General features: G+C 35.6%; 19 protein-coding genes, 1 tRNA gene and 2 pseudogenes. 11 read left to right on the forward strand and 11 right to left on the reverse strand.

The window, feature by feature from the left end; genetic code table 11:
- Nucleotides 1-499: 499 nt before the first annotated feature.
- Both J3U42_RS04605 and J3U42_RS04610 read left to right on the forward strand, forming a co-directional pair.
- Complete coding sequence (locus J3U42_RS04605; RefSeq protein ID WP_267335752.1) at nucleotides 500-1,459, forward strand: putative type VI secretion system effector; 960 nt, start codon at nucleotides 500-502, stop codon at nucleotides 1,457-1,459.
- Between the two features lie 62 nt (nucleotides 1,460-1,521).
- Entirely contained in the window at nucleotides 1,522-1,995 is a 474-nt protein-coding gene (locus J3U42_RS04610) for a hypothetical protein (RefSeq protein WP_267335754.1), read from the forward strand.
- Between the two features lie 2 nt (nucleotides 1,996-1,997).
- On the opposite strand, the pseudogene J3U42_RS04615 reads toward J3U42_RS04610, so the two are convergent.
- Together J3U42_RS04615 and J3U42_RS04620 are read right to left on the reverse strand one after the other, a co-directional pair.
- Nucleotides 1,998-2,775 (reverse strand): annotated as a pseudogene (locus tag J3U42_RS04615) (transposase).
- A gap of 368 nt (nucleotides 2,776-3,143) precedes the next feature.
- Nucleotides 3,144-3,641, reverse strand: a complete 498-nt coding sequence (locus J3U42_RS04620) for a hypothetical protein (RefSeq protein WP_267335756.1) — start codon at nucleotides 3,639-3,641, stop codon at nucleotides 3,144-3,146.
- A gap of 181 nt (nucleotides 3,642-3,822) precedes the next feature.
- On the opposite strand from J3U42_RS04620, the gene J3U42_RS04625 reads away from it, so the two are divergent.
- A complete protein-coding gene (locus J3U42_RS04625) occupies nucleotides 3,823-4,080 on the forward strand; it encodes an Arc family DNA-binding protein (protein WP_220219424.1) in 258 nt (85 codons plus the stop codon).
- A 180-nt stretch (nucleotides 4,081-4,260) separates the two neighbouring features.
- Here the strand turns inward: J3U42_RS04625 and J3U42_RS04630 are convergent, their stop codons facing one another.
- The 5 genes from J3U42_RS04630 to dusA all read right to left on the reverse strand — a co-directional run bounded on the left by J3U42_RS04630 (nucleotide 4,261) and on the right by dusA (nucleotide 8,829).
- Complete coding sequence (locus tag J3U42_RS04630) at nucleotides 4,261-4,917, reverse strand: DUF7424 family protein (protein ID WP_220219423.1); 657 nt, start codon at nucleotides 4,915-4,917, stop codon at nucleotides 4,261-4,263.
- A 79-nt stretch (nucleotides 4,918-4,996) separates the two neighbouring features.
- The gene (locus J3U42_RS04635; protein ID WP_267335759.1) at nucleotides 4,997-5,314 is read right to left on the reverse strand and encodes a hypothetical protein; all 318 of its coding nucleotides are present in this window, start codon (nucleotides 5,312-5,314) and stop codon (nucleotides 4,997-4,999) included.
- 127 nt (nucleotides 5,315-5,441) lie between these two features.
- Nucleotides 5,442-5,518, reverse strand: a tRNA-Arg gene (locus J3U42_RS04640).
- Between the two features lie 237 nt (nucleotides 5,519-5,755).
- Nucleotides 5,756-7,771: a DNA helicase Rep gene (rep, locus tag J3U42_RS04645; protein WP_267335761.1), complete on the reverse strand. Its 2,016-nt coding sequence runs from the start codon at nucleotides 7,769-7,771 to the stop codon at nucleotides 5,756-5,758.
- 95 nt (nucleotides 7,772-7,866) lie between these two features.
- Entirely contained in the window at nucleotides 7,867-8,829 is a 963-nt protein-coding gene (gene dusA / locus J3U42_RS04650; protein ID WP_267335763.1) for a tRNA dihydrouridine(20/20a) synthase DusA, read from the reverse strand.
- Between the two features lie 166 nt (nucleotides 8,830-8,995).
- On the opposite strand from dusA, the pseudogene J3U42_RS12405 reads away from it, so the two are divergent.
- Nucleotides 8,996-9,271 (forward strand): annotated as a pseudogene (locus tag J3U42_RS12405) (site-specific integrase); the annotation flags it as partial.
- A gap of 350 nt (nucleotides 9,272-9,621) precedes the next feature.
- Here J3U42_RS12405 and bamE read toward each other — a convergent pair.
- Nucleotides 9,622-10,065, reverse strand: coding sequence for an outer membrane protein assembly factor BamE (gene bamE / locus J3U42_RS04655; RefSeq protein WP_267335765.1), 444 nt, complete (start codon nucleotides 10,063-10,065; stop codon nucleotides 9,622-9,624).
- A gap of 214 nt (nucleotides 10,066-10,279) precedes the next feature.
- Between bamE and J3U42_RS04660 the strand changes: the two genes are divergently transcribed.
- Nucleotides 10,280-10,891 carry an FKBP-type peptidyl-prolyl cis-trans isomerase gene (locus J3U42_RS04660; RefSeq protein ID WP_267335767.1) on the forward strand — a complete coding sequence of 204 codons (612 nt, stop codon included), beginning with the start codon at nucleotides 10,280-10,282 and terminating at the stop codon, nucleotides 10,889-10,891.
- 224 nt (nucleotides 10,892-11,115) lie between these two features.
- On the opposite strand, the gene J3U42_RS04665 is transcribed toward J3U42_RS04660, so the two are convergent.
- The gene (locus tag J3U42_RS04665; protein ID WP_267335768.1) at nucleotides 11,116-11,328 is read right to left on the reverse strand and encodes a hypothetical protein; all 213 of its coding nucleotides are present in this window, start codon (nucleotides 11,326-11,328) and stop codon (nucleotides 11,116-11,118) included.
- A gap of 129 nt (nucleotides 11,329-11,457) precedes the next feature.
- Here J3U42_RS04665 and dapB point away from each other — a divergent pair, with 129 nt between their 5' ends.
- The 5 genes from dapB to J3U42_RS04690 all read left to right on the forward strand — a co-directional run bounded on the left by dapB (nucleotide 11,458) and on the right by J3U42_RS04690 (nucleotide 18,993).
- Nucleotides 11,458-12,279, forward strand: a complete 822-nt coding sequence (gene dapB / locus J3U42_RS04670) for a 4-hydroxy-tetrahydrodipicolinate reductase (RefSeq protein ID WP_267335770.1) — start codon at nucleotides 11,458-11,460, stop codon at nucleotides 12,277-12,279.
- A 9-nt stretch (nucleotides 12,280-12,288) separates the two neighbouring features.
- Nucleotides 12,289-12,783 carry a tRNA adenosine(34) deaminase TadA gene (gene tadA / locus J3U42_RS04675; RefSeq protein WP_267335772.1) on the forward strand — a complete coding sequence of 165 codons (495 nt, stop codon included), beginning with the start codon at nucleotides 12,289-12,291 and terminating at the stop codon, nucleotides 12,781-12,783.
- A gap of 133 nt (nucleotides 12,784-12,916) precedes the next feature.
- Nucleotides 12,917-13,456 carry a hypoxanthine phosphoribosyltransferase gene (hpt, locus tag J3U42_RS04680; RefSeq protein WP_220219416.1) on the forward strand — a complete coding sequence of 180 codons (540 nt, stop codon included), beginning with the start codon at nucleotides 12,917-12,919 and terminating at the stop codon, nucleotides 13,454-13,456.
- A 10-nt stretch (nucleotides 13,457-13,466) separates the two neighbouring features.
- A complete protein-coding gene (locus J3U42_RS04685; protein WP_416380442.1) occupies nucleotides 13,467-15,191 on the forward strand; it encodes an autotransporter assembly complex protein TamA in 1,725 nt (574 codons plus the stop codon).
- Between the two features lies 1 nt (nucleotide 15,192).
- Nucleotides 15,193-18,993, forward strand: a complete 3,801-nt coding sequence (locus J3U42_RS04690; protein WP_267335776.1) for a translocation/assembly module TamB domain-containing protein — start codon at nucleotides 15,193-15,195, stop codon at nucleotides 18,991-18,993.
- A gap of 154 nt (nucleotides 18,994-19,147) precedes the next feature.
- Here the strand turns inward: J3U42_RS04690 and J3U42_RS04695 are convergent, their stop codons facing one another.
- Nucleotides 19,148-20,077 carry a hypothetical protein gene (locus J3U42_RS04695; RefSeq protein WP_267335778.1) on the reverse strand — a complete coding sequence of 310 codons (930 nt, stop codon included), beginning with the start codon at nucleotides 20,075-20,077 and terminating at the stop codon, nucleotides 19,148-19,150.
- A 122-nt stretch (nucleotides 20,078-20,199) separates the two neighbouring features.
- Nucleotides 20,200-20,910, reverse strand: coding sequence for a tRNA (5-methylaminomethyl-2-thiouridine)(34)-methyltransferase MnmD (gene mnmD / locus J3U42_RS04700; protein WP_267335780.1), 711 nt, complete (start codon nucleotides 20,908-20,910; stop codon nucleotides 20,200-20,202).
- Nucleotides 20,911-21,000: 90 nt separating this feature from the next.
- Between mnmD and J3U42_RS04705 the strand changes: the two genes are divergently transcribed.
- Nucleotides 21,001-21,732 (forward strand): 1-acylglycerol-3-phosphate O-acyltransferase, encoded by a 732-nt coding sequence (locus J3U42_RS04705; RefSeq protein ID WP_220219412.1) that lies wholly within the window; start codon nucleotides 21,001-21,003, stop codon nucleotides 21,730-21,732.
- The last annotated feature ends 2 nt before the right edge of the window (nucleotides 21,733-21,734 follow it).

Below are 21,734 nucleotides of genomic sequence, written 5' to 3' on the forward strand. Positions count from 1 at the left end.
CGCTTCTTTTAATCGGTCTATTAAGCCTAAGCGTAAATACCCTCGCACTCAAACTCACTTTTTATATTATGAGGCCTAGTCTCTAGGAAAATACCATAATGGACAATAAAAAAATCAATATTTAATAGATAACTCATCATTTCATTGTATTTTTTTATTGATAGGTTATATCGTTGCTACGCAAATAACTATAATGTCTTATAAGTTAGCAAAAGGTATTATAGTTAAAATTTATTGTGATCTAATTAATATTCGATGAGATTTTCAAACAATTTTTACTAAATATTTCAGCGGAAAATTTATCAAAAAACACTGGATTTGAATTCATATTCCCTGAAATAGATAGTAAGATTGGATAGAATTATTAAGCAGTGAAAGGGATCCCAAAAATCACGAGTATGCCTAAAATTATCCTTAAAAGGAGAATGTTTCCTGCTATCTGATATAAGCTGGCTTTTTACTAAAAAATTGCTAGTAAACAAAAAAACGGAATTTAACTATGCCCTATGCCAAATATGACGGAACAGATAAAATCTATAATGATAAAGAAGAGTTATTAAAGGAAACCGGTATTAGTATTCCTGATCCCATACTCCCTCCTAAAAAACTGGTTAAACTAACCGGTACTTTGACTGATTTTAAAGGTATGTTTTGTCAAGCTCCACTCTGTGATGGTGCTTATATGAGTAAAGAAGAAAGAAAAAAACGACAAGCAAAAATGCGCAGCGGAGCAGCGTTGGCAACGGTAGCAGGTAATACCACCGTAGCACTGGCAGCGCTTGGTCATGGTGATGATATTCATCGGAGTAACTATTTTGATGGGCAATATATTACAGCTAAATTAAATAATAATCTTATATTAAGAGGTTGGCTCGGTTTCTATCAATTTAAAGAAGGAGATGAGGTCGAAGTTGTGGCCGAAAAGCATGCTGACCATTATGAAGTATACGCAATGTTAAAACCCAGCGAACAAATAATCTCTATCATTCCTCCTTGTACAGGAGGGAGAAAGCAATCTTTAAAGGGTGAACTCTTACTCTATTTCATTGTATACATATTATTTACTCTTTGTATGGTTTATTTTTTTAGTTCGTTCACATTAGATAATCTGTTTCCGGCATTTACTGGTCTCGGAATATTATTTATCCCGGCAATTTTTATTACCTATAAAAGAGATATTGCAACTTATATAACACTGGCTGAGCGGATATTTACAACTTTGGGGTGGCAAAATGTTAAAAATATCGATTTAGTTTCAATGAGTAAACAGCAAGTCAAAAAACGAATTGAAGAAGGTAAATATTCCACTGAATATAATTGCAATTCAAATGATTATTATGAAAGACCTCCAAAATCAGGCGCTGGTTGGTATTTTTTCTATTACAATCCCGAAATTGTATGTAAAAAAACACCTAAAAAGCCGTCTAAAAAAATGGTAAAAGCTAAAAGAAAAAAATAGTTTTCTGAAAACGTATAGATTTAAAACATTTTTGTTACAACATAGATAAACGGAATTTAACTATGCCCTATGCCAAATATGATGGAACAGATAAAACCTATAAAGATAAAGAAGAGTTATTAAAAAAAACGGGTATTAGTATTTCTGATCCTATACTCCCTCCTAAAAAACTGGTTAAACTAACCGGTACTTTGACTGAATTCAAAGGAATATTTTGTTATGCACCATTGTTTGATGGTGCTTATATGAGCAAAGAAGAAAGAAAAAAACAATTAGTAAAAATACGTAAAGGAGCAGTGCTGGCAACCATAGCGGGTAATGGAACAACAGCTTTGGCAGCACTTAATAACGGTGACAAAATTCATAATAGCAACTATTTTAAAGCTCAGCATATTACAGCTAAATTGAATAATAATATCTGTTTGAAAGGTTGGCTTGGTTTTTATCAATTTAAAGAAGGGGATGAGGTCGAAGTTATAGCTGCTGACCATTATGAAGTATACGCAATGTTAATACCCAGCGAACAAATTATCTGACCCTATCCTAAATTTTGTGTATTTGGCAGTAAGAGGTGACGAGTCATTCTGTCACCAAATTCTATAATTAATCGATTCATCGCACTCTTCCAGTTTTGAATTGGCATTGTCCATTTTTTAGAAGCTTGTTGTATCGCTAAATAGATGACCTTTTTAACTGAGTCATCGGTCGGGAATACCTTTCTTTTCTTAATAGCATGACGAATAACACTATTTAAAGACTCTATTGCATTAGTGGTATAAATCGCTTTGCGAATATCCTGAGGATAAACAAAGAAGGTGCTGAGATTTTCCCAATGTCTGCGCCAGGATTGACCAATATACGGGTACTTATCATCCCAAATCTCCTCAAAATGAGCGAGTGCCTGCTCTTTTACTGAATCTGTCACTTTAGAAATCAGCGTTGGAGAGATATCAACATCATACATCTCTTTAAATGTGTTAGTAATTTCCCTTGTTGTCATACCTTTGGCATATAAAAAGAGAATTTGATGATTAATTTATCGATGCGTGTTTGATGCTTTTTAACTAGCTAAGGTTCAAAACTGCTTTCTCTATCTCGTAGAATGGCAAGCTCTAATTCACCATCATCAGTTATAACCGTTTTTTTACTACAACCGTTACGAGTATTGCTACCTGGTTTTTTCTGATGTTTTTCATGACTTAGATGCTGTGCCATTTCTTCATTTAACGCCGTTTCAATCACCAGTTTATTCATAAAGCCCGTTAATTGACCTAAATCTTCCAGAGTTTTTAGCCATTGGCGAGCGCTGCGGCCATTTCTCTTAGTTTTTTTCGTTCATTTTATATCTATCTATTTTTTCCCATTAGAGTAGTTCAAATATAGGCAAATACAAAAATTTATTTACAGGGTCTAAAAAATATTTAAAGATAGATTTTATATACGTCGATTATTCTTACTCTTTTCTCGATCCACTTCCCAACTTTTCACTTCAGTTATCGCACAATTATTAGTTTATGATGCATAAAACTAATTAATTTTTCATATAATCCGCTTTGTTTAGATTTCGAAACCTAAACAAAGAATATCCAATTAAATTGCTTTGGCAGTCAATAGGTAATTCAATTTAGAAATTTATTCTAAAATACAATGTTCACTGTCAAAAATAGCGATGACACAGATTTAGCTAATAAAGAGCCTTTATTTTCTCTAATAATGTTTTTAGTTCATTTACATTTTTATTTAATACAGTTTTCATGAGCTCATTAGGTAATTTTGAACTACCAGCACCAGTTACCATCACATAATCAGCAATTACATCCACTATATCGTCTTGAGCAATTAAGACCACACACACTCCCGCTACTCTAGTTTCTGATTTAATATTGTTAAAATTTATTTTACCTTGCATATCAATCAATGTTGAATAACTTTTGAATGAGTCATCGCCAAGGTTTTTATATTTTTCTATTAATTTGTATCTATCTATATCCCCACGTGAAACTTTCCCGATAGAACTTTCGCTATCATCTTTTGTAATTAATCCATTCATTTTTACTGTAAAATAATATGGAGTTGACTTGCAGATATCAGTTAAATATGCAGATATATCATTTTCAGTTAAATTAGAATCAGCAAAAACTAGAAACGGAAAAAACAACAAGACAAATATAACCTTTTTCATACCATCACCTTTATAATTAATTTAAGGCAATGGTATGTGATTTAACAAAACATATCAACGCTTGTTTAGCAGCCCCCGCTACTCATGTTGGATTTGAAGACGGATTGCTTTCAATTCATCGGGCATTCGTGTTGTAAATGGTTTGATTTCGCATACATTATGAATCAAAAGGAATCATGAAATGACTACAATCAAACCATTTCCAACAAGATTGCCATCAGATTTACGAAGTTATTTAGAAGAAAAAGCAAATGTAAATAAAAGAAGCTTGAATAATGAGTTAGTTGATAGACTTGAAGTTACTAGAGTTATTAAAAATATTACTCAAATAAATTTACGCGAAATTATATATGAAATTTTGATTCTTGAGCGTTATAAAAATGAGCTTAAAGCTATTACAAGCGAATATGGTAAATTAAGAGACTCCTACGTTGCGTAAAAAGCGAATTAGCTGAAGTATTTTCTTTATCTAGTGGTAAAAATGAAGAAATTGCAAGAATGAAAATGGAAAGAGCTTTAAATTAGATCACTTCTGGAGTGAAAAAGCTTAGAGCTATTTCCCCCCAAAAATATTAATGCCTGATATTAAAAACCCTCTTAGAGGGTTTGATTAAATATTTTATTCTTTCTTTATTTGATATCGCTTGTCATAATCTTCATAAACTAGCGCACCACCGTGTTTAGTTATCGCTAATACAGAAACATCAGAAAGTTTAAATGTCTGAGCTTTACCAGCTACTAACTGATACCAAGAATACGGAAGATAATGTTTAGCATCAGCCAAAACACCATGCACCACAATATCCTGATTTTTGTCTAAATCATTTTTGATTGTTATTTGAACAGAAGGTTCAAATTTAGAAAAAGAATTTTTTTGTTGTTGTTGAATTTTGCTTCTAAGATTGTCAGAAAGCAATACAATCATTCCTCCACCAAATCCTCCGTTTCGTATTTGTATATCCCCAGTTAGATCTTTACCGCCGACAGTTATAGGAATTTCAAATAATGCTTTCGAGTCCATTTTTTCACGATAGCATTCTATATATTTTGCGTCGGTAAAAATATTTGAAATTGCTTCTTTTGCATCTGTTACATCAGATGATTCCTTTCTTGAGTCTTTATAATCTGCGCAAGACATAACTTCAACAACAAGTTTCGACTGAATTGTTTTAGCGGTTTCGCTATTGACATCGCTCAAATTTACGGTTGGCGCTAGCTCAACCTTACAACCCGACAGTAATGCAACAGATATTAAGCCTATTAGTATTTTTTTCATTTATTATTCCTCATCCATTAAAAATGACAAAATAACAAATTGATCATACTTTTTCAAACATTCCGCCGTCGCAAACTAGTTAGCAATGCCAGTTTGTAACGTATAAATCTCCGTTATGCTCAATCGATATTCCCAACATTTTTGATTTGGTACTATCAAACGCCAACCCTGTTTTGCTCATTTCTCGTTTATAAAGTTCAGTTTGCTTAAGCTCCTTTTGCGATATTTTGAACAGCGCATCTTTTTTTGTAGCCAACTCTTTAGCTTTGTCGATTGCATTATGAAAAGCACCGATTAATTTTTTCCATACAATACTGCGGTAGCCGCCAACGTAATAAACCACATTCAATGAATATAATTTCGACCTAGTTTTATTTACGGCATTGAAATATACCATATATATATACCGTTTGCAGGTTGTCGTTATCTACCGTTTAAAATTGTACTAGGTGGGGTAAAAAACTCTAAAAATCCAGGCTGGAGAGACTTTTTTCGTTATCGGTCGTAACACGTCGTTGATGAAATGGCGTCCCCTACAGGATTCGAACCTGTGACCTACGGCTTAGAAGGCCGTTGCTCTATCCAGCTGAGCTAAGGAGACAAAGATATGATTTGTTGATTAGACGCAGAGTATTATATAAAGCTATTTCGATCCGTCAATGATTTTTAATCGTTTATCTGGTTAAACATACAAAATATCATCAATTTATTTTTTATTACACAATAAATTATATTTTCACAATTGTAGCTACTTTGAACAAAGTGCTTTTCGGATATTTATAATATATTTTTATATACCCATTAATCGATGATATTTGTTATAACCAGTAAAATTTAATTACTTCGCATTGGCAATTTGCGCTTTTAACATGGCGAGTCTGCTTTGCCCTTGTTGCATTTTCTTTTCTGGTGATAGTTCATTTCGTTGATCTTGCCACTCTAAATCATCTTGTGGAAGCTCCAATAAAAAACGGCTTGGTTCAACATATACCGTTTCGCCAAATTGTTTACGTTGGCGACTAAATGAAAAAGTGAGCTCTTGTTGAGCACGTGTAATACCAACATATGCAAGGCGACGTTCTTCTTCTATATTATCTTCATCGATGCTCGTTTGATGAGGTAACACCCCTTCAGACATTCCCACCAAATAAACATAAGGAAACTCTAAACCTTTTGAGGCATGCAAGGTCATTAATTGCACTTGATCAAGCTCTTCTTCCGTTTCATTTCGTTCCAACATATCACGTAACGTGAATCTGGCAACGGCTTGCTCCAAAGTCATTCCTTCATCAAGATCGTCACCATTTAGCATATCATTCAACCAGCTAACAAGCTGTTCCACGTTTCGCATACGCATTTGACCTGCTGTGGGTGAAGCAGATGTTTCATAGATCCAACTTTCATAGTGAATACCATGCAACAGCTCATGGATAGCTTCCATTGGTTCTGATTGTGATTTTCGAATTAAACTGTCAAACCACTGAATAAACTGTTGTAATGACTCCATGCGTTTACCAGATAATAACTCTGTCAGTCCCATATCATGGCTTGCTTGATATAAACTCACTGCCCTATGATTTGCCCACTCGCCAAGCTTTTGAACAGTGACCGGGCCAATTTCACGTTTAGGGGTATTAATGATACGGATAAAAGCATTATCATCGTCGGGGTTGGTTAATAAACGTAGATAAGCCATGAGATCTTTAATTTCAGTTCGAGCAAAAAACGAAGTCCCTCCCGATATTCGGTAAGGAATGCGATACTGCATCAACATTTTTTCAATTAATCGAGCTTGATGATTACCGCGATAAAGAATCGCATATTGCCCAAATTGACTATTATTGGCAAAGCGATGGCCAATTAAATCATTTACGACTTTTTCAGCTTCATGTTCTTCATTATCGGCAGAAATTACTTTGAGCGCTTCACCATATCCTAATTCTGAAAAAAGTTTTTTTTCAAAAATATGGTGATTGTTTTCGATAAGAATATTGGCAACTTTTAATATACGGCCTGAAGAACGATAATTCTGCTCTAACTTAATGACTTCAAGAGTGGGAAAATCTTGCTTAAGTAAGACTAAATTTTTAGGACGAGCACCTCGCCAAGAATAGATAGACTGATCATCATCACCAACCACAGTAAACTTAGCGCGATCACCGACTAATAACTTTATAAATTCATACTGGCTGGTATTCGTATCTTGATATTCATCGACCAATAAATACCGAATTCGGGTTTGCCATTTATCCCGTACCTCTTCATTATTTTTTAATAGCAAAGTTGGGAGTAAAATGAGATCATCAAAATCAAGAATACTACAAGCTTTCAATTGTTTTTCATAGAGTTGATAACAGTGAGCAAACAATTTTTCTTTATTGGTCTGTGCTCTTGCCATAGCAACAGTTGCATCAACAATATCATTTTTCCAATTTGAAATTGTTGAACGCAATTGATTGATAAGATCTTTATCACCTTCTAACCATTGCTGAGTAAGCTCAGTGAGCAATGCAGTCTGGTCATGATCATCAAATAACGAAAAGTTAGCTTTTATACCAAGATGTTTATATTCACGTCGAACGATATCAAGACCTAACGTATGAAATGTCGATATTTTTAGCCCTCTTGCTTCTTGTTTACTTAAAGAATGGCTAATACGCTCTTTCATTTCTCGAGCAGCTTTGTTGGTAAAAGTTACCGCAACAATTTGACGAGGCAAATACTCTTTTACACGAATCAGATAAGCTATTTTATTGATGATAACCCGAGTTTTTCCAGAGCCAGCACCGGCTAAAACCAGACAAGGCCCGGAAACATATTCAACCGCTTGTTGTTGACTTGAATTTAAACGCACAGTATCAAAACCATAATGAAAATTGCCCGATAGTATATACCGATTCGTAATCAGCGCGCAATTACGCACTGAAATTAGAACATTTAAAAAATCTTTTATTGGATAAAAGTTAAAGCCTGTTCAATAATTTCTAATCCGGCACCCTTTTTGTGCGCATTTTCGCTAAGATAACGCCGCCATTGTTTTGCGCCTTTCCTTCCATTAAATATGCCTAATGTATGACGCATAATATGATTTAACTGAGCGCCTTGTACAAGCTGTTTTTCAATATATGGATAAAGAGCTAAAATGGCTGATTTAGCGTCAATAATTGGCGTTTGTAGGCCGAAAATTTGCGAGTCTATTTGGGTTAGTAAAAGAGGATTTTGATATGCTTCTCGCCCTATCATTACCCCGTCAACATAATTTAAGTGCTGTTTTATTTCATCAATCGTTTTGATTCCACCATTAATGGCGATAGTTAAATGAGGATAATCTCGTTTAAGCTGATAAACACGCTCATAATCGAGTGGTGGCACTTCACGATTTTCTTTTGGGCTTAACCCTGACAACCAAGCTTTGCGGGCATGTACAATAAAAGTATTGGTGTAACTCGATACTTGTTCAATAAATTGACATAAAAAATCATAACTGTCTAATTCATCGATACCAATTCGGGTTTTAACTGTGACTGGGATATCAACTTGTGCTTGCATTGCCGCTACGCAATCAGCAACCAATTTTGGCTTAGCCATTAAACAAGCACCAAACATACCATTTTGGACGCGATCTGAAGGACATCCAACGTTTAAATTGATTTCATCATAACCACGTTGCTCAGCTAATTTAGCACATTTTGCCAGCGCTATTGGATCGCTCCCACCTAATTGTAAACAGACTGGATGTTCCTGAGAATTAAACTCTAAATAATCACCTTTACCAAACAAAATCGCACCTGTGGTCACCATTTCAGTGTAAAGCAAAGTTTGTTTCGTTAAGATTCGATGAAAATATCGACAATGCTTATCAGTTAAATCGAGCATTGGGGCTATAGAAAATTTATTTAAGGTTGAATTCATTGATACACCAGTGTTTTATGCTGTTTTAAGTGATTTTTAAATAATATTATTTTGGGTTATTTTATCGCATTTTGTTATATTTTTTCATTATCAGGATCCCACACCGGATCCCATGACGATAGGACAAAAATAATTTTGGTTTAAAGCTATGGCTCATTATATCATAGAAAAAGAGGGCAATTATATGCTTGTTCGTTTGCTCGGTGAAGCATGGTCTATTCTGCAATCACAACTAAAAAATCAAAAATTTATATTTCCGTTTATTTCTAGCTCAATTACTGCTGGCTTTCAACGTGTCTGAAACAGTTTAGGAAAAGCTAATTAAAGATATCACGATCTATGACAAGAAGATGCCAGGCAATTACTTGAGAAAAGTTTTTCAATTGAGGAAGTGGCGCAGATTACCGAACACAGAAATTTATTTGCTGATAAATATTGTTAGCGTGGATTTTTAAATTGATGATGTTGTTTGGTGTGTAAAACCTGAAGCCTTTCAACTGTTCGATATGAACATTCGTTTACTCCCTGTTGGATTTACTGTTGTAGTCCCAGTGAGATTGTATTGGGGCATTGTGGTGCTACTTTCGGCATAAAATGATTACAAAGGTGATCAAAACATTCTATCTGATATTGTGCTAATTTCGCTCTAATTTATGGCTTTGTTCGATTAGCTTCAATACTTTTAAATGGTTTTCGAAATTTATGTTTAGGGATTAGGATTTAAATTGCTGTTTAATTATTGATGAACGTGTTGATTCATCAATAATTAAACAACTCGTTATAGAACGAGTTTTATTCAGATTCGGCGCTACTTGGCGGCGGCAAAGACTCGTTATAATCATCCGACTTAGTTTCAATAGGGTCGGAAATACCTTGTCTATTCATCTCTTCAAGAGTTTGAGAACCCTCTAAAGCTGATGTTTTAATATCAGTTACGATACCCATTTGGTCGAAATAAATAGAATAAGTAATTTGACTTAATTCGCCATGTTGAGGTTGTTGACGGAAAACATAGTACCAAATATTATCCCCAAAAACTGAAGTTAACATTGGTGATCCCATTATAAAAACAACTTGATCTTTAGACTGACCAACTTGTAATAAATCAATGGCTTCTTTAGTTACATAATTACCTTGGTTAATATCCGGGCGATATACCCAGCGATCAACCACAGAACAACCAGTTAAAAATATACTAGTGACAATTGCAAGTGCGGTAAATTTACGAAACGGCATCTAACATAATCCATCTAAAATAAAATATAACCATATTATCGCCGATATTTTAGCTAAGCGCTAGCCAAAATAATAAATTCTTTCATAATTATGTAATCGTAAAGTAATTCCAGCCTGGAAATAATCATGATGACTTGACAATTAAACTCGCATCAAACACTTTAATAGCTTATTATTGATAAACACCACAATTCAACTTTTAAAAAGGTAAAAAATGAAATTAGAATCGATTGAGCAAAAAGCAAGTTATGCTATCGGGCTTCAAATTGGGCAACAATTAAAAGAATCCGGTTTAAAAAATCTGGATTTAGATGCATTAAAATTAGCGATGCAAGATGTTTTGGCAGGAAATCAACCAGCATTACCATTACAAGAATTACATGATGCATTGCGTCATATTCATGAGCAAGCTGCTAAAGAAAAAGCGCAACAAGCGGAAAAAAATGCTCAAGCGGGTAAAGATTTTCTAGCAGATAATCTGAAAAAAGCAGGCGTTAAGTCCACTGAATCAGGTTTACAATATGAAATTATTACCGAAGGTAGTGGCGCAATACCGAAAGCAACCGATCGCGTGCAAGTCCATTATACCGGACAGTTAATTGACGGCACTGTATTTGACAGCTCAGTCCAACGTGGACAACCAGCTGAATTCCCGGTTAATGGCGTTATTCAAGGGTGGGTTGAAGCATTACAACTTATGCCAGAGGGATCAAAATGGCGATTATATATTCCACAAGAATTAGCTTACGGCGCCCAAGGTGCGGGTGCATCTATTGCGCCATATAGCACATTAATTTTCGATGTTGAATTATTGAAAGTGCTTTAAAAAAAATTGGGCGCATTACTGCGTCCAATTTTATAAGCATCTGCCGTTAAGCAAGCAAATAAGCATTATTCACAGCAATTAGTCATAGAAAACATACCATATAAAAAATAAAAAACAGCGACACCAATTATTATAAGCAAACCCTGTTAATCAATATTCATTTATTGCCCCAATTTGATGACCAAAAATACTAACATAACAAGCAAAACAATAATTTTTATCCCTTAAAACATAGCAGCAACTGGCTCAGAAAGTGACAATGCCCATACTAAACCACTTAATATACCAGCGTAACTATTACCATTTAATTTAATCAGCACTGATGCCATAAAAGCTAGCCTTTTAGCTTTAATAGATAATAAATAAAATATTTTTTCCAGCAGTTGAGATAAATAGCCTAAAGTTAACCGACTAAAAATAGCAGCAACATTGAGCAAAAATACGCCATATTTAATACAGTTAAACGATTAAAAGTATATCAATTTAAACTTACGCAGTGTATAACTCGGCTAATTTCAGCTATAATTGCTGCTTTTCGACAATGATAAAAGTGTAAGGAAAGAGATATGTCAACAAACATGATTCGAATCGCCATTGCGGGTGCAGGTGGCAAAATGGGGCGCCAGCTTATCCAGTCAGTCTCCCAAATAGCCGGAGTGGAATTAGGTGCTGCATTTGAACGCAAAGGTTCTTCACTAATAGGAAGTGATGCAGGAGAACTTGCCGGTATTGGCGTTTGTGGCATAACGATTACTGATGAACTTGAACAAGCAAAAGACCAGTTTGATGTATTAATCGATTTTACTCGTCCGGAAGGCACGCTTGCACACTTAGCATTTTGTATTGAAAATAAAAAAATGATGATTATCGGTACGACAGGTTTTGATGATGCCGGAAAACAAGCAATTGTTGCAGCGTCAAAAAAAATTGGGATCGTTTTTGCGGCAAACTTCAGTGTCGGCGTCAATTTAGTCTTAAAACTGCTTGAAAAAGCCGCAAAAATTATGGGCGATTACAGTGATATCGAAATTGTTGAAGCACACCATAGACACAAAGTCGATGCGCCTTCAGGAACAGCGCTTGCTATGGGGGAATCGATTGCTGAAGCATTAAATTTTGATTTAAAAGATCGTGCAGTCTATTGCCGTCAAGGACATACCGGTGAAAGACCTAAAGGCGCCATTGGATTTGCAACAATTCGAGCAGGTGACATTGTTGGTGAACATACAGCCATTTTTGCCGATATCGGTGAACGTGTCGAAATCACCCATAAAGCTTCGAGCCGGATGACATTTTCTAATGGCGCTGTTCGAGCGGCATTATGGCTTGCCAAGCAACCGGTTGGCTTATATGACATGCGTGACGTACTTAATTTAAATAATTTATAATATTAAGCCATGTCTGATGAGTACTGGATGCAACACGCAATCAAGCTTGCTAATTATGCCGAATCTATTGGAGAGATCCCTGTCGGTGCAGTGATTGTTGATGAGAATAATCAAATTATTGGTGAAGGTTTTAATCAACCCATTTCAAAGCACAACCCTACTGCACATGCAGAGATGATTGCTATTGCACAAGCCGGCGAGTTTTTAAAAAATTACCGTCTGGTCAATACGACACTTTATGTCACGCTTGAGCCTTGTATTATGTGTGCTGGTGCAATTATCCATAGCCGTATTAAACGGGTAGTATATGGTGCGAGTGACTTGAAAACGGGGGCTGCCGGCTCCTTCACTAACATTTTATCACACGAAGGTATTAACCATTTTGCTCAGGTTACAGGTGGTGTGTTGGCACAAGAGTGTAGCACATTGCTAAGTAATTTTTTCAAAAAGCGTCGGCAACAAAAGAAGTTACTTAAAATAGATTGTAAAAAAGTTTCAGATTAAGTATACGTTTAAGTAGGAAGTCTAAAGATGATTTTCTAATCGACATTAATTAAATAAGCTTACTTATTCTTTTTATCAGGTAAAATTGTTAAAATCATACCTAATTTTAAAATATCAACTTGAGTTATTAGTAATGAAGAAACACACATTGGAAATGATGATATCAGCGGAAGATATACAAAAACGCATCATCGAACTAGGTCAGCAAATTAGTCAAGATTATGCGCATAGTCAAAATGAACTTATTTTAGTTGGCTTACTACGTGGGTCATTTATTTTTATGGCCGATCTTAGCCGAGCAATTACTGTCGGTCACGAAGTCGATTTTATGACAGCCTCGAGCTATGGCAATGCGGTAATCAGTAATCGAGATGTCAAAATATTAAAAGATTTGGATGAAGATATTCGTGATAAAGATGTGTTAATTGTTGAAGATATTATTGATACAGGTAATACTTTAAGTAAGGTGCTGGCGATATTAAAGTTACGTCACCCACGCAGCATTGAAATTTGTACGCTATTAGATAAGCCGTCACGCCGTGAGGTTTCTGTACCGGTTAAATATATCGGCTTTTCTATTCCAGATGAGTTTGTAGTTGGTTATGGCATTGATTACGCGCAACACTACCGTCATTTACCTTATATTGGTCATGTAACATTACTTGAATCTTAAAATTATCGAGGTGCCTGTGTCACGATTGTCCGGTTCATTGTGTTTACTTTTAGCGATAACCACAGCATCAAGTTATGCTGATATGAAGTTATCTATCAAAGGATTATCCGGCGAACTTGAAGATAATGTTGATGCTCGCATTTCATTAATTACCCCAGATAAAATCGATAATACTCCTAATTTCAAACGTTATTTTGAAAGTGAAACCAAAAAAGCGTTACGAGCTTTAGGTTATTATTCGCCAACTTTTCGATATGATAATCAGGATCCTAAAGTATTAGTTGTGCACGTCTCACCCGGTGAGCCGGTTAAGATTGAAAAACTCAATGTAAACATTACCGGTGAAGGACAAAATGATGCCGATTTTCAAGCTTTATTATCACAAGACTTACCTAAAATTGGCGATACATTAAATCACGGCGTTTATGAATCGTTCAAAAAAAGTTTACAAAGTATATCACTTAAAAAAGGCTATTTTGATGCCGATATGACCAAACATCAATTAGCTGTTGCCGATATGTATCATCAAGCATTCTGGAACATTGATTTCAACACCGGACAGCGTTACAAATTTGGTAAAGTCAATTTTCATGATGCCAAAATTCGAAAAGATTATTTAGATAACATCGTCCCATTTAAAGAAGGCGAAGCATATACTGCTGAGCAATTATCCTTGTTGAATCGACGTCTGGCATCAACCAACTGGTTCAACTCAGTGGTAGTTTCTCCGGATTTTCCACATCTTACGGCTGATAAAGCCCTACCCATTGATGTTGTCACCACACCACGCAAAAAAAATTCAATGGATTTAGGTCTTGGATTTTCAACCGACAATGGCGTACATGGAAAAATTGGTTGGAATAAACCTTGGATAAATAGTAGAGGGCAAAGTTTTCAAAGCAATCTATCACTTTCATCCCCGGAACAACTCATTACCATGAGTTATAAAATTCCACTTAAAAAATCGCCGCTCGAACAGTATTATACAATTCAAGGTGGATATAAAAAGATTGATAATAATGACACCTACTCACGCTCCTACACTTTTGGAGCACTGCGAAACTGGGATAATTTCAAAGGTTGGCAAACCGCCTTGGGTTTTAATCTATTAAGAGACGATTTTACACAAGGTGACTCAAGTTTTAGAACATTTCTTTATTACCCTTCCCTCAGTATTTCTCGCATCCGTACAGACGGTAATTTATTAGCAATGTGGGGAGATTCCCAACGTTACTCCATCGAATTAGCATCCGAGTCACTTGGCTCAGATATTAATTTAGTTCGATTTCAAGCCCAACAAACTTGGATTCGATCCTTAAAACAATCACACCGATTTATTGCAAGAGGTAACTTTGGCATAATACAAGCTAGCAATTTTGATAGAGTACCACCTTCATTTAGATTCTTTGCTGGTGGTGATCGCAGTATTCGTGGCTATAGTTACCAATCCATTTCTCCTGAAGACAAGAAAGGCAAATTAAAAGGGGCATCGAAGCTCATCACTGGCTCAGCCGAATACCAATACAATTTTACCGGCGCATGGTGGGGAGCGATGTTCATTGATACCGGTGAAGCGATCGATAAAGTCGATAAAGCGAAATTTTATACCGGTAGTGGTGTTGGCGTCCGCTGGGCTTCCCCTGTTGGCCCAATAAAAGTCGATTTAGCAACACCATTGAATAGAAAAGACACTGGCTCAATACATCTTTATATTGGTTTAGGAAGTGAATTATAATATGGCTAAAAATCCAATAAGAGTAAAGAAAGCTAACAAAATAAGAAAAAGACGCAAATGGAAAAAACGTAGTATTATTCTACTTTCCATTTTTGTTTTTCTTATTACCTTCATTATTTCAATCATTTACACCAGTTTAGGGGTAAAGCTGACAACGTTTGTGCTAAATAAATTCCTTCCGGAGCTTAAAATAGCGCAAATTGAAGGAACATTTCATGATCTGCATATCAAAGGTTTAACCCTTGAACTACCGGGTATCTATGTTAACGTCGATGATGCAACGTTTAAATTATCCGGTTTATGTTTACTGCAAACTAAGATATGTGTCGATCAATTTAACGCAAGTGACGTAACGGTATCGATAGACACCGATAAACTTGAATTATCACCCGATGAACCTATTCCGGAAAAGCGTGAAATTATCAAAACACCTTTACCAATAGAGCTTAAAAAAACCCATTTAACCAATATCAAAGTCAATGTAAATGATATGCAGTTTGGCATGTCAGATTTTACCGGTAATGGCAGATGGGTAAATGAAAAAATCTATGTATTTCCTTCCGTAGCAAAAGATTTAAGTGCAGTCTTTGCCGATAATCCGGCATTACCTCCTGCAACGCTATCGCAGCAAAATGCATTACCACTTAACGAACAAATTAATCAAATATTTAACCAGCCGTTAATTAGTTCACTTCCTCAAGTCAGTATTCCATTAGATTTTAATGTTATGAGCTTAAGCGGGAACAACTGGTTACTGCATATCGGTGGACAAGATTACCGTTTTAATAACGTCACCATTCAAACGGATATGGTTGACAACCATATCATGGTCAAAAAAGTCGATACCGATGTCTTAACGCCTTATGCTAATGGGCATGCATTTATCACTGGCGATATAACACTTGGCGATGATTGGCCACTTAAAGCATTAATCAAAGCTGATACAGAACAAAATCATTTAAATAGTCAGATTGCTGGTCATTTACTTGGTCAACTCGATACCAATACACAAATAGAAGGCTTGAATCAAATAAAATTAAATGGCCATATCAATTTTATTGAGAAATATTTACCGGTAATGGCTAAAGTAACCGGTAATCATATTCAGTGGCCAATTGAAGGTAAAGCACAATATCAATTAAATCAGTTTGATTTTGGCATTGACGGCAATGTCCAACAATATACTTTAGCAGCTAAAGCCGCTGTCGAAGGTGAAAACCTACCCGACACAAGTTTTGATATTGCCGGTAATGGTACTAATCAATCCGCTACCTTCGATCATGCGAATATTAAATTGCCACAAGGTGAAGTTACTGCATCTGGTCAGATTGATTGGCAACAGGCGTTGAAATGGGATGCAAATGTCCAAATAAATAATGTTGATTTAACCAAACAATACCCGACCTACCCTATTCGCATTGCCGGTCAAGTTAAAACCAACGGTATGTTAGCTGGTGATACATGGCAATTAAATCTGCCACAATTGCAATTAAAAGGCAGTATTAAACAAGCACCTTTTACCGCTAGTGGTGATATTTTTGCCAACTCAAATAATGCCATATCTGCCAACAATTTAGCAATAAATTGGGGCAAAAATCAGATCAATATCGATGGCTCATCAGATAAAGGCAATTTAAATGCTAAACTGAACTTGGCGTCATTATCGCTTTTGGTAGATGATATCAACGGCTCAATCGAAGGCAACATAAAAATGAGTGGTACCGCCACTGCGCCAATGATTACGACCAACTTAAATGTTAATAGCTTAAGTTTAAATAATCTATCTGTTGCTAAAGCTAACCTTATCGGTAAAGTACAATATCAAAATCAGATTAGTGGTGAGATAAAACTACTGGGACAAGGCATTGAACTCGCCAATGAAACGATCAAAAAAGCCACTATCGAACTTTCAGGGAATGAAAGCCGGCACATATTAACCGTCGATCTTAACGGAACGCCAGCATCATTTTCCACCTCATTAACCGGTCAAATTAATCATGAACGCACTAAATGGACAGGCGATCTACCACAGGCTTTATTAAAGTTAGGCGATAACAATCAGTGGCATTTAACCCATACATTACCGCTATCTTATGATTTAACTAAACAGGTACCTACAATTGGCGCGCATTGTTGGCGAAACAACAATTCAACAATCTGTCTGGATAAACCATTAATCATCGCCCCTAACACCGATACAAGTATTACTCTTAAAGATATCGACTTAACTCGATTACCCATCCCGAATGACGGTGAAACCAAATTAGAAGGCTATATCAATGGCACGGTAAAAATTAATTTTAGCAACAGTAGTTCCATACCGAATATCAAAGCCAACATCAACAGCAATAAAGTTTTTGTTAAGCAAATGATTACCAATCAAGCACTACCTATCCCTTTTAATCTGTTTAACATCAATGCTGAATTTAATGAACAACAAGCGAAAGTCGATTGGAATTTTGGGTTAAATCAACTAGGTAAAATCAGTGGTGATCTCACTATTAGCGACCCGATGCAACAAAAAAGGCTTAGTGGTCAATTAGCGATTAATAATTTGGCTTTGGCGATTATAAACCCGCTACTTGATAAAAATGATTATGCCAAAGGTGCCATTAATGGCGTTGTTAAATTTTCCGGAACACTTAATGATCCTTACTTAAATGGTGGAATTAACTTAAAACATATCGAAATCAAATCCAGCCAACTACCTGTCGATGTTAAATCCGCTATTGTTGATATCGACTTTAACGGCAAATCATCAACCTTAAAAGGTCACTTAACCACAAAAGCAGGTAACATTAATCTTAATGGTCAAGCCAGTTGGAACACTTTGAATAAATGGCAAGCAAGCTTAGTTGTCAACGGTGCGGCTATGGAAGTGACCGTACCGCCAATGATTGTAATGACTGTCATACCAGATATAAAAATCAATGCTAATCAAGACGAGTTAACTTTACTAGGAAAGGTGACCATTCCTAAAGGAAAAATCACGGTTGAATCACTGCCACCGTCAAGTATTGATGTTTCACCGGATGAAGTCATGCTGGATAAAAACTATAAGCAAATCGAACCACAAAAATTTGGTATGAAAATTAATAGTCATCTTGAAATCAACATTGGCGATAAAGTAACCGTCGATGCCTTTGGTTTAAATGCCTCGTTAAAAGGCAATTTAATTGCAACCCAAACCAATAAAGGTTTAGATTTACATGGTGAAATATTAGTTCCAACTGGTCGCTTTCATGCTTATGGGCAAGATTTGATTATCCGCAAAGGTATTATTACCTTCTCAGGCCCAACTGATCAAGCTATGCTAGAAATTGAGGCAATCCGTAATCCCGACTCTATGGACAATAATAATATCACTGCCGGAATACGCGTGACCGGCACTTCAGAAGATCCTAAAATTGAGGTCTTTTCCGATCCGTCCATGTCTCAACAAGAAGCCTTATCTTATTTGGTTCGAGGACAAGGGCTTGATAGCTCAGATCAAAGTGATAACGATATGATGACCGCATTATTAGTTGGTTTCGGAACTGCCAAAACAGGTAAGTTTATCGGTGATATTGGTAATGCATTTGGCATTAAAAATCTTTCGTTAGATACGCAAGGCGCAGGAAACAACTCCAAAGTTGTGGTGAGTGGTTATATTTTACCTAATTTACAACTTAAATATGGTGTTGGAATCTTTGATTCACTGGCAATATTTACTTTAAGATATAGACTTCTGCCTAGCTTATATTTAGAGGCGGCCTCGGGTCTTGCTCAAACATTGGATTTAATTTATCAATTTGATTTTTAACTCAGTAAAAATCAAATTTTAGTCAATTTTGAAAGTATACTTGGGATTGGTTGGACTGAAGATAAATGTTTTATCATTCAATCAAAAACATAGGCAAATCACAATTATTTACTATTATCTAAAACCCCATTAAACATGGGGTTTTAGAAGAATCCTAGTTACTAATTTTCTCTTTAAAATTGGTATAGGACATTCCTCGCTTAATAGCAGCTTCTCTTATTTGGCTACAAGGATAACTGTCTTTAATATTTTGATTTAATTCAATTCTCTTTGACCAGTCATCAACGGTAGAATCAATAGCCACGACTTTATCAACGCATGCATTATAGGTACTGATAAATTCCGCTTGATTATCAACAAAAAATTTCACAACTTCCTGATTTTGTTTTGCCCAAGCTTTTTGCCAGCTACTTCTACAAACTGATGAAAATCTCAAATCATCAGAACAATAAATAGATTCCTTTTCTTCAATGGTTTTGAGATCATCATTTGCTAATTCAGTTGCAGCCTTTTCTTCTAATGCTTGTTCAGCTACACGACAGTTAGATTTCGTTCTAGAATCGAGCTTACATAAAGACAGCATTTCACCTTTGATTTCATCAAATGATAACTGTTTTAACTGATCTTTACCCTCTTGAGCCTTTTCATCATAAATAATCTTCCAAGCTTGACATTTAGCACTACTAGTTCCAAACGTAAATTCTTGGCATTCATCATCCTTCAAATATTCGTTTATAGTTTGTTGCCAAGTAAGTCCTTCTGTTTCTTTTACTATAATGGCCTTCGCTGCATCTAGTGCTTGTTGCTTCTCTGCTTCCTCACGCTCTCTTTCCAATTGCGCCTTTAACTTTTTATCGTTGATAATTGCGTTTTTTGCAGCAATGCATTGTTCATCATTGATTAATTTATCATATGCTTTGCGATCCCCTTCTAACTGAGCTTTACTTATTCCATTGGAACACTCTTCTCTTTTTGCTTCAGCAGCATCGAGATTTTTTGAATAATACTCATAATCTTTTTTCTCACAACCGGCCAAACTTAATGCTATAGCAACAACAAATACAACTGTATTTAATATTTTCATCTTAACTCCTTATTATTTATTAATAATTAAGCTCAATTTATATTCCATTAATGATAAATGTTTATTTAAAATCGCAATATTGGCTAAGTTTACCGTAATTTCCGTAATCGTTATAGCATATTTTATAAAGACTTAACGCCAACTAACATTTCACGTTTTATACCAAAACCTTTACGCTTTAATACTTGAAAACCTGCATTGGTTAAATTACGGCGCACAAAACCTGCTGAAGTAAAAGTTGCAAAAGTTCCCGCTGGTCGGGTTAATTTAAAACAATCTTGAAATAAATGTTGTGACCACATATCAGGATTTTTTGCTGGTGAAAAACCGTCAAAAAACCATGCATCAACAAGTATATTAAATTTTGATAAGAAATCAGGATAGGCGCTAATATCATCATAACAAATCGCTAAACTGATATTCGCCTCAATCGGCTCAGATTGAAATAAATAAGATCTTAACTGCTTAGCAAGTAAGGCTAACGTGTCATCATCTATCACATTTTCATGCATTTGCAGCATCTCTTGTGCTGATAATGGATATTTTTCTACACTGAAAAATTTCAATTGTTGAAGAATGTGATTAGGATATTGTCTTTTAAACGCTAAAAACGCTTTGGATAGTACCAAAAAACTCAAGCCAGAACCAAAACCGGTTTCGCCAACAATAAATGTATCAGACTGATGCGTTAAAAAGCGTTCAACTAAATTATTTCCTTCAACAAAAACATAGTTTGTTTCGGCTACTGCGCCACGGGTATTAAAATAGACATCATTAAAATGTGTCGAAATTGCGGTTTGGTTTTCATCCCAAATAATTGTTGATTTTAGCATAACCGTCCTTTTAGCTGTTATCGGTAGCGGAAACTGTATATTGATGCTGATTACGTATATAATACGCTAAGTTAACTTATGAGGTAAATTATGGTTTTTCTTTTTCGCTTAATTAGTGTTGTCATCTTAGGAGTGATAATCTGTGTTTTAGGTATTATTTTTTGCCTGTTTAATCCACGTAATCCAAAAAATGTCGCACGCTTTGCGCATCTATTTAGCTTTTTTTTCAAGCCCATTTTGGGCGTTAAAGTTGAAACCCGCCAATATTCCAATATCCAAAACATGGGAAGCTGTGTATTTATTGCCAATCATCAAAATAATTATGACATGATTGTTGCCGCTGACATCGTTCAACCGAAAACCGTCACCGTTGGGAAAAAGAGTTTGGCATGGATCCCATTTTTTGGGCAACTTTATTATCTAACCGGAAATATTTTAATTGATCGTAATAATAAATCTAAAGCGCACGATACCATTAGCCAAGTGGTAAAAGAGATCAATAATCGAGGCATATCTATCTGGATGTTTCCGGAAGGGACCCGAAGTCAAGGTCGAGGATTGTTACCTTTTAAAACAGGCGCATTTAAAGCCGCTATAGCCGCAGGTGTACCTATTGTGCCAATCTGTGTGTCGGATACCAATTCAATTAAACTCAATCGTTTAAATAATGGACATGTGATTGTTGAGATGCTTGATCCGATTGAAACCAAAAACCTTCAAAAAGACGATACTCGTGCCTTAATGGAACAGTGTTATCAATTAATGTCTGAAAAATTATCGCAAATCAATGCGCAAGTACAAAAGCTGAATAATCAAAACTAACG

Source organism: Gilliamella sp. B2923, assembly GCF_026536565.1.
Classification (GTDB): Bacteria; Pseudomonadota; Gammaproteobacteria; order Enterobacterales; family Orbaceae; genus Gilliamella.

What these genes read in the sequence shown, in the direction of transcription:
- J3U42_RS04690 (WP_267335776.1), top strand. Translation starts at nt 15,193, where the DNA reads ATGGCTAAAAATCCAATAAGAGTAAAGAAAGCTAACAAAATAAGAAAA.
- dapB (WP_267335770.1), top strand. Translation starts at nt 11,458, where the DNA reads ATGTCAACAAACATGATTCGAATCGCCATTGCGGGTGCAGGTGGCAAA.
- tadA (WP_267335772.1), top strand. Translation starts at nt 12,289, where the DNA reads ATGTCTGATGAGTACTGGATGCAACACGCAATCAAGCTTGCTAATTAT.
- J3U42_RS04620 (WP_267335756.1), bottom strand. Translation starts at nt 3,641, where the DNA reads ATGAAAAAGGTTATATTTGTCTTGTTGTTTTTTCCGTTTCTAGTTTTT.
- J3U42_RS04630 (WP_220219423.1), bottom strand. Translation starts at nt 4,917, where the DNA reads ATGAAAAAAATACTAATAGGCTTAATATCTGTTGCATTACTGTCGGGT.
- J3U42_RS04625 (WP_220219424.1), top strand. Translation starts at nt 3,823, where the DNA reads ATGACTACAATCAAACCATTTCCAACAAGATTGCCATCAGATTTACGA.
- J3U42_RS04635 (WP_267335759.1), bottom strand. Translation starts at nt 5,314, where the DNA reads ATGGTATATTTCAATGCCGTAAATAAAACTAGGTCGAAATTATATTCA.
- J3U42_RS04610 (WP_267335754.1), top strand. Translation starts at nt 1,522, where the DNA reads ATGCCCTATGCCAAATATGATGGAACAGATAAAACCTATAAAGATAAA.
- J3U42_RS04605 (WP_267335752.1), top strand. Translation starts at nt 500, where the DNA reads ATGCCCTATGCCAAATATGACGGAACAGATAAAATCTATAATGATAAA.
- dusA (WP_267335763.1), bottom strand. Translation starts at nt 8,829, where the DNA reads ATGAATTCAACCTTAAATAAATTTTCTATAGCCCCAATGCTCGATTTA.
- J3U42_RS04660 (WP_267335767.1), top strand. Translation starts at nt 10,280, where the DNA reads ATGAAATTAGAATCGATTGAGCAAAAAGCAAGTTATGCTATCGGGCTT.
- bamE (WP_267335765.1), bottom strand. Translation starts at nt 10,065, where the DNA reads ATGCCGTTTCGTAAATTTACCGCACTTGCAATTGTCACTAGTATATTT.
- J3U42_RS04705 (WP_220219412.1), top strand. Translation starts at nt 21,001, where the DNA reads ATGGTTTTTCTTTTTCGCTTAATTAGTGTTGTCATCTTAGGAGTGATA.
- hpt (WP_220219416.1), top strand. Translation starts at nt 12,917, where the DNA reads ATGAAGAAACACACATTGGAAATGATGATATCAGCGGAAGATATACAA.
- mnmD (WP_267335780.1), bottom strand. Translation starts at nt 20,910, where the DNA reads ATGCTAAAATCAACAATTATTTGGGATGAAAACCAAACCGCAATTTCG.
- J3U42_RS04695 (WP_267335778.1), bottom strand. Translation starts at nt 20,077, where the DNA reads ATGAAAATATTAAATACAGTTGTATTTGTTGTTGCTATAGCATTAAGT.